The following is a 7,018-nucleotide window of genomic DNA, read 5'->3' as shown; positions in this document are numbered from 1 at the left end:
GCCCGATCATCCGCGATCCGATTGACTACTAACCTGTTCACCTTAGGAGATCCAAAATGGCGTTCAATATCCATAACCGCAATCTGCTGAGCCTGGAACACCACACCCCTCGCGAATTGCGCTACCTGCTCGACCTGTCCCGCGACCTCAAGCGTGCCAAGTACACCGGCACCGAACAGCAGCATCTCAAGGGCAACAACATCGCGCTGATCTTCGAAAAGACCTCGACCCGCACCCGCTGTGCGTTCGAAGTTGCAGCCTATGACCAGGGCGCCAACGTCACCTACATCGACCCGAACTCCTCGCAGATCGGCCACAAGGAAAGCATGAAGGACACCGCCCGCGTGCTCGGGCGCATGTATGACGCCATCGAGTACCGTGGCTTCAAGCAGGAAATCGTCGAGGAACTGGCCAAGTTYGCCGGTGTGCCGGTGTTCAATGGCCTGACCGATGAATACCACCCAACGCAAATGATCGCTGACGTGCTGACCATGCGCGAACATGCCGACAAACCGATCCACGAAATCAGCTACACCTACCTCGGCGATGCGCGCAACAACATGGGCAACTCGCTGCTGCTGATCGGCGCCAAGCTCGGCATGGACGTGCGTATCTGCGCGCCGAAGGCTCTGTGGCCGGCGGACGACCTGGTGGCTCGTTGCAAGCAATACGCAGAAGAAAGCGGCGCGCGTATCACCCTCACCGAAGACCCGAAAGCGGCGGTCAAGGGCGTGGACTTCATCCACACCGACGTCTGGGTGTCGATGGGCGAACCGGTCGAAGCCTGGGCCGAGCGCATCCAGCAATTGCTGCCGTATCAGGTCAACGCCGAACTGATGAAAGCCACCGGCAACCCGCGCACCAAGTTCATGCACTGCCTGCCGGCGTTCCACAACAGTGATACCAAAATCGGCAAGCAGATTGCCGAGCAGTACCCGCACCTGAAGAACGGCATCGAAGTGACCGATGACGTGTTCGAGTCGCCGGCCTGCATCGCCTTCGAGCAAGCGGAAAACCGCATGCACACCATCAAGGCGATTCTGGTGTCGACGCTGGCGGATCTCTAAAGGCTGATTCGGCTCTTCCTGGCCCAACACGGTCAGTGTGGGAGCTGGCTTGCCTGCGATGGCAGCGCCGCGGTGCATCTGACAGACCGCGGCGCCCCCATCGCGAGCAAGCTCGCTCCCACAGGGTCCGGGTTCCACCAAGAGCCGAGTCTCTCGCTTACTTCTCAGTTTAGAAGGACTGCACCATGCGTATCGTCGTTGCTCTGGGCGGTAATGCCCTGCTCCGCCGGGGTGAACCCATGACCGCTGACAACCAGCGCGCCAACATCCGGATCGCCACCGAACAGATCGCCAAGATCCATTCCGGCAACCAACTGGTCATCGCCCACGGCAATGGCCCGCAAGTCGGCCTGCTGTCATTGCAAGCGGCGGCCTACACCTCTGTCACCCCTTACCCGCTGGATGTGCTCGGCGCCGAAACCGAAGGCATGATCGGCTACATCATCGAACAGGAACTGGGCAACCTGCTGGACTTCGAAGTGCCCTTCGCGACCTTGCTTACCCAGGTCGAAGTCGATGCCAATGACCCGGCCTTCAAGAACCCCACCAAGCCCATCGGCCCGGTCTACAGCAAGGCCGATGCGGAAAAACTCGCCGCCGAAAAAGGCTGGGCAATCGCCCCTGACGGCGACAAATACCGCCGCGTGGTTGCCAGCCCGAAACCCAAGCGCATCTTCGAAATCCGTCCGATCAAATGGCTGCTGGAAAAAAGCAGCATCGTGATCTGCGCCGGTGGCGGCGGCATTCCGACCATGTATACCTCGCCCGGCAAACTCGAGGGCGTCGAAGCGGTCATCGACAAAGACCTGTGCTCGGCGCTGCTGGCCGAACAGCTTGAAGCCGATCTGCTGGTGATCGCCACTGACGTCAACGCCGCTTTCATCGACTTCGGCAAGCCCACGCAGAAAGCCATCGCCCAGGCCCACCCCGACGAAATGGAAAAACTCGGCTTCGCCGCCGGCTCCATGGGACCGAAGGTGCAGGCAGCCTGCGAATTCGCGCGCCATACTGGAAAAGTCGCAGTGATCGGTTCGCTCGCGGACATCGAAGCAATTGTCCAGGGCACCGCCGGTACACGCATCAGTACGGCAACACCAGGCATTACCTACTTGTAAGGAGAGACGTCTATGGCACAGTTTGAGCCAGGTCACTTGCACATCGAACGACATGCGCTGACCCCGGATGATGTCAGCTACAACGTGCACCTCGACTATGAAGTCAGCAAGAATGCCAAAGGGGAAAAAGGCATCCAGTTCACTATGCATGGCAGCATTCAGGGCAAGGAGATGTCAGAGCCCTTCTTCCTGCCCAAGGAGGAGGCCTACAACTTCGCCAGCAACGTGACGAAAATCGCCGAGAAGTACGGGATTCCGAAGACGCACAGCCAGATCGGATCGGTCCACAAACATTACGATTTGATGTTTGAAGACATCCGGCAGCAGTTGAATATGAAATCAGGCGACCCGGTAAACCCCGAACACTTCGAATAACCTAGTCTCCCTGTAGGAGCGAGCCTGCTCGCGAAGGCGGAGTGTCAGCCAATATCTTTGTGACTGATACCTCGCTTTCGCGAGCAGGCTCACTCCTACAAAGATCAATGTCGCCCTGAATATCGGCGGCACATTTCACCATTCGCCCGCCCCAAGGCATACTTGCCACCCTCCGCACTGCAGAACCCAAGACCGCCCCATGCGTATCCACGTCAGCTTCATCGACCGCGTCGGTATCACCCAGGAAGTCCTGGCCCTTCTCGGTGGGCGCAATCTGAACCTGGATGCGGTGGAAATGGTCCCGCCCAATGTTTATATCGACGCCCCGACCCTGAGCCCGCAAGTGCTCGAGGAGCTGCGCGATGCCCTGTTCAGCGTGCGTGGCGTGCAAGCGGTGACGGTGGTCGACATCCTGCCCGGCCAGCGCCGGCACTTGCAGCTCGACGCCTTGCTGGCCGCCATGACCGACCCGGTACTGGCGCTGGACAGCAACGGCAAGGTGCTGCTGGCCAACCCGGCCCTGATCGCCCTGTACGGCCGCGAACCGAACGGTGAAAGCGTGGGCGAGCTGTTTTCCGACCCGGCCTTGCTCGACGCCCTGCTTGAACAGGGCTTTCGCCTGCCGCTGCGGGAAATCACCGTCAACGGCCAGACCCTGTTGCTCGACGCCACTCCGATTACCGATGCTGGCGCCCTGCTGACCCTGTATCAACCGAACCGCATCGGCGAACGCCTTTCCGCGCTGCACCATGACCACGCCGAAGGTTTCGACGCACTGCTCGGCGAGTCCCCGGTGATCCGCACCCTCAAGGCGCGCGCCCAGCGGGTGGCGGCCCTCGATGCACCGCTGTTGATCCAGGGCGAAACCGGCACCGGCAAAGAACTGGTGGCCCGGGCCTGCCACGCCATCAGCGCCCGGCACAGCTCACCGTTTCTGGCGTTGAATTGCGCGGCATTGCCGGAGAACCTCGCCGAAAGCGAACTGTTCGGCTACGCCCCCGGCGCTTTCACTGGCGCGCAGCGGGGCGGTAAGCCAGGACTGATGGAACTGGCCAACCAGGGCACGGTGTTTCTCGATGAAATCGGCGAAATGTCGCCGTACTTGCAGGCCAAATTGTTGCGTTTCCTCAACGACGGCAGTTTTCGCCGGGTCGGCGGTGACCGTGAGGTCAAGGTCAACGTACGGATCCTCAGCGCGACCCACCGCGACCTGGAAAAAATGGTCGGCGAAGGCCTGTTCCGCGAAGACCTGTTCTATCRCCTCAACGTCCTCAACGTCGAAGTGCCACCCCTGCGCGAACGCGGCCAGGATATCCTGCTACTGGCCCGTTACTTCATGCAGCAGGCCTGCGCGCAGATCCAGCGCCCGATCTGTCGCCTGGCGCCGGGCACTTACCCGGCGCTGCTGGGCAACCGCTGGCCGGGCAACGTGCGGCAATTGCAAAACGTGATCTTCCGTGCCGCGGCGATCTGCGAAAGCAGCCTGGTGGACATCGGCGACCTCGACATCGCTGGCACCTCGGTAGCGCGCCAGAGCGACCACGACGTCGACAGCCTGGAACAGGCCATGGACGAATTCGAAAAAAACCTGCTGGAAAAGCTTTACGCCAGCTATCCCTCGACCCGGCAACTGGCGACCCGCCTGCAAACCTCCCACACCGCAATAGCCCATCGGTTGCGCAAGTACGGGATTCCGGGCAAGGCTTGAGGCCTCAATGTCCAATCCACCACAGATCCCTGTGGGAGCGAGCTTGCTCGCGATAGCGGAGTGACATTCACAAAKTTGTCGACTGACACGTCCTCATCGCGAGCAAGCTCGCTCCCACAGGTTTCGTGCCTGGCTTGAAATAACTCACCCAAAAACGACCTCCACCTGTACTGAAAGCGCTACAGCGGAACGATATCGCTACACCCCTCTCCGATCACGGCTGTGCAAGGCTTTGATCCACCTCGGCTTTTATCCTTGACATATGCCGTATCGATTTCGCTACAGCGATTGATTTTCAGCCTTTGTCTAAACCACCTAAATCATTGATCAATAACGATAAAAACAACGTTGGCCGCGTTCTTGCTATGTAGACCTCCACAACCAGGGCATCGCCCAAGCATTCAATCGCGTCCACCAGACGAGTCTGGCCCCTTAGGAGTTTCCATGAGCGAGTTGCGTTTTACTGAAGATCACGAATGGCTGCACACCGAAGCTGACGGCAGCGTCACGGTCGGCATCACCGCTTTCGCACAGAACGCCCTGGGCGACGTGGTTTTCGTTCAACTGCCTGAGCTGCAGTCCTACGACAAAGGCGCCGAAGCCGCCACCGTGGAATCGGTAAAGGCTGCCAGCGGCGTGTACATGCCGCTGGACGGCGAAGTGCTGGAAGTGAACCCGGCGCTGGACAGCAGCCCTGAGCTGGTCAACGAAGATCCGCTGGGCGAAGGCTGGTTCTTCCGCTTCCAGCCAAGCGACGCCTCGGCAGTCGCCCAACTGCTGGATCAAGACGCCTACGACCGCCTGATCAAAGCCCAAGCCGAAGCCTGAGGAGCGCTGACATGACTCAAATCAATTTGACCACCGCCAACGAATTCATCGCCCGTCATATCGGCCCGCGCGCCGGTGACGAGCAAGCCATGCTCAACAGCCTCGGCTTCGACTCCCTGGAAGCCCTGAGCGCCAGCGTGATTCCCGACAGCATCAAGGGCACCAGCGTCCTCGGCCTGGAAGACGGCCTGAGCGAAGCCGATGCCCTGGCCCTGATCAAGTCCATCGCGACTAAAAACCAGCTGTTCAAGACCTTCATCGGCCAGGGTTACTACGGCACCCACACGCCGTCGCCGATCCTGCGCAACCTGCTGGAAAACCCGGCCTGGTACACCGCCTACACCCCGTACCAGCCAGAAATTTCCCAGGGTCGTCTCGAAGCGCTGCTGAACTTCCAGACCCTGATCAGCGACCTTACCGGCCTGCCGATCGCCAACGCCTCCCTGCTGGACGAAGCCACCGCCGCTGCCGAAGCCATGACCTTCTGCAAACGCCTGAGCAAGAACAAGGGCAGCCACGCCTTCTTCGCTTCCGTGCATTGCCACCCGCAAACCCTCGACGTGCTGCGCACCCGTGCCGAGCCTTTGGGCATCGACGTGGTGGTTGGCGACGAGCGCGAGCTGACTGACGTGACGCCGTTCTTCGGCGCGCTGCTGCAATACCCGGCGAGCAACGGTGACGTGTTCGATTACCGCGAACTGACCGAACGCTTCCACGCCGCCAACGCCCTGGTAGCCGTGRCTGCCGACCTGTTGGCTCTGACCGTGCTGACCGCACCGGGCGAATTCGGTGCCGACGTGGCCATCGGCAGTGCACAACGCTTCGGCGTGCCGCTGGGCTTCGGTGGCCCGCACGCTGCGTACTTCTCCACCAAGGATGCGTTCAAGCGCGACATGCCGGGCCGTCTGGTCGGTGTCTCCGTAGACCGTTTCGGCAACCCGGCCCTGCGCCTGGCCATGCAGACCCGCGAACAACACATCCGTCGCGAGAAAGCCACCAGCAACATCTGCACCGCGCAAGTACTGCTGGCCAACATCGCCAGCATGTATGCCGTGTACCACGGTCCGAAAGGCCTGACGCAGATCGCCAATCGTGTGCATCACCTGACTGCAATCCTGGCCAAAGGCTTGAGCACATTGGGCCTGAACGTCGAGCAAGCGAGCTTCTTCGACACCCTGACCGTGAAGACCGGTGCTCAAACCGCCGCCCTGCACGACAAGGCGTACGCCCAGCGCATCAACCTGCGCGTGGTCGATGGCGAGCGCCTGGGCCTGTCCCTGGACGAAACCACCACTCAGGCCGACGTTGAAATCCTGTGGAGCCTGCTGTCCGACGGCAAGGCCCTGCCGGACTTCGCCGCTCTCGCCGCTTCGGTCACCAGCACCATCCCGGCCGCGCTGGTACGTCAGTCGCCGATCCTCAGCCACCCGGTATTCAACCGCTATCACTCGGAAACCGAGCTGATGCGTTACCTGCGCAAACTGGCGGACAAGGACCTGGCGCTGGACCGCACCATGATCCCGCTGGGTTCGTGCACCATGAAACTCAACGCCGCCAGCGAAATGATCCCGGTGACCTGGGCCGAGTTCGGCGCCCTGCACCCGTTCGCCCCGGCCGAGCAAAGCGCCGGTTATCAGCAATTGACCGACGAGCTGGAAGCCATGCTTTGCGCTGCGACTGGCTACGACTCGGTTTCGCTGCAACCGAACGCCGGCTCCCAGGGTGAATACGCAGGTCTGCTGGCGATCCGTGCCTACCACCAGAGCCGTGGCGAAGACCGTCGCGACATCTGCCTGATCCCGTCGTCGGCCCACGGCACCAATCCCGCCACCRCACAGATGGCCGGCATGCGTGTCGTCGTCACCGCCTGCGATGCCCGCGGCAACGTCGACATCGAAGACCTGCGCGCCAAGGCCATCGAGCAC

The 7,018-nt window shown here is 61.1% G+C and carries 6 protein-coding genes; all 6 read left to right on the top strand.

Going from position 1 to position 7,018, the window contains the following annotated elements; genetic code table 11:
- Positions 1 to 56 precede the first annotated feature (56 nt).
- On the top strand, positions 57 to 1,067 hold the full coding sequence (locus ACXRVY_RS13260) for an ornithine carbamoyltransferase (protein WP_223459463.1): 1,011 nt from the start codon (positions 57 to 59) through the stop codon (positions 1,065 to 1,067).
- Between the two features lie 185 nt (positions 1,068 to 1,252).
- On the top strand, positions 1,253 to 2,182 hold the full coding sequence (gene arcC, locus ACXRVY_RS13255; protein ID WP_223459465.1) for a carbamate kinase: 930 nt from the start codon (positions 1,253 to 1,255) through the stop codon (positions 2,180 to 2,182).
- Positions 2,183 to 2,194: 12 nt separating this feature from the next.
- Complete coding sequence (locus ACXRVY_RS13250) at positions 2,195 to 2,557, top strand: DUF5064 family protein (RefSeq protein ID WP_108215109.1); 363 nt, start codon at positions 2,195 to 2,197, stop codon at positions 2,555 to 2,557.
- A gap of 199 nt (positions 2,558 to 2,756) precedes the next feature.
- Complete coding sequence (locus ACXRVY_RS13245) at positions 2,757 to 4,265, top strand: sigma-54-dependent transcriptional regulator (RefSeq protein WP_458237534.1); 1,509 nt, start codon at positions 2,757 to 2,759, stop codon at positions 4,263 to 4,265.
- A 444-nt stretch (positions 4,266 to 4,709) separates the two neighbouring features.
- Positions 4,710 to 5,093 carry a glycine cleavage system protein GcvH gene (gene gcvH, locus ACXRVY_RS13240; RefSeq protein ID WP_223459469.1) on the top strand — a complete coding sequence of 128 codons (384 nt, stop codon included), beginning with the start codon at positions 4,710 to 4,712 and terminating at the stop codon, positions 5,091 to 5,093.
- A gap of 11 nt (positions 5,094 to 5,104) precedes the next feature.
- Positions 5,105 to 7,018: aminomethyl-transferring glycine dehydrogenase (gene gcvP / locus ACXRVY_RS13235; protein WP_458237533.1), on the top strand; the 1,914-nt coding region annotated here is incomplete at its 3' end.

It is taken from the genome of Pseudomonas sp. P5_A2_2, assembly GCF_054177685.1.
The sequence above is the reverse complement of the archived record's forward strand: the minus strand, read 5'-3'. Positions and strand labels throughout refer to the sequence as shown.

Excerpts from the sequence above, each read along its gene's own strand:
- gcvH (WP_223459469.1), top strand. The coding sequence starts at position 4,710 with ATGAGCGAGTTGCGTTTTACTGAAGATCACGAATGGCTGCACACCGAA.
- arcC (WP_223459465.1), top strand. The coding sequence starts at position 1,253 with ATGCGTATCGTCGTTGCTCTGGGCGGTAATGCCCTGCTCCGCCGGGGT.
- ACXRVY_RS13250 (WP_108215109.1), top strand. The coding sequence starts at position 2,195 with ATGGCACAGTTTGAGCCAGGTCACTTGCACATCGAACGACATGCGCTG.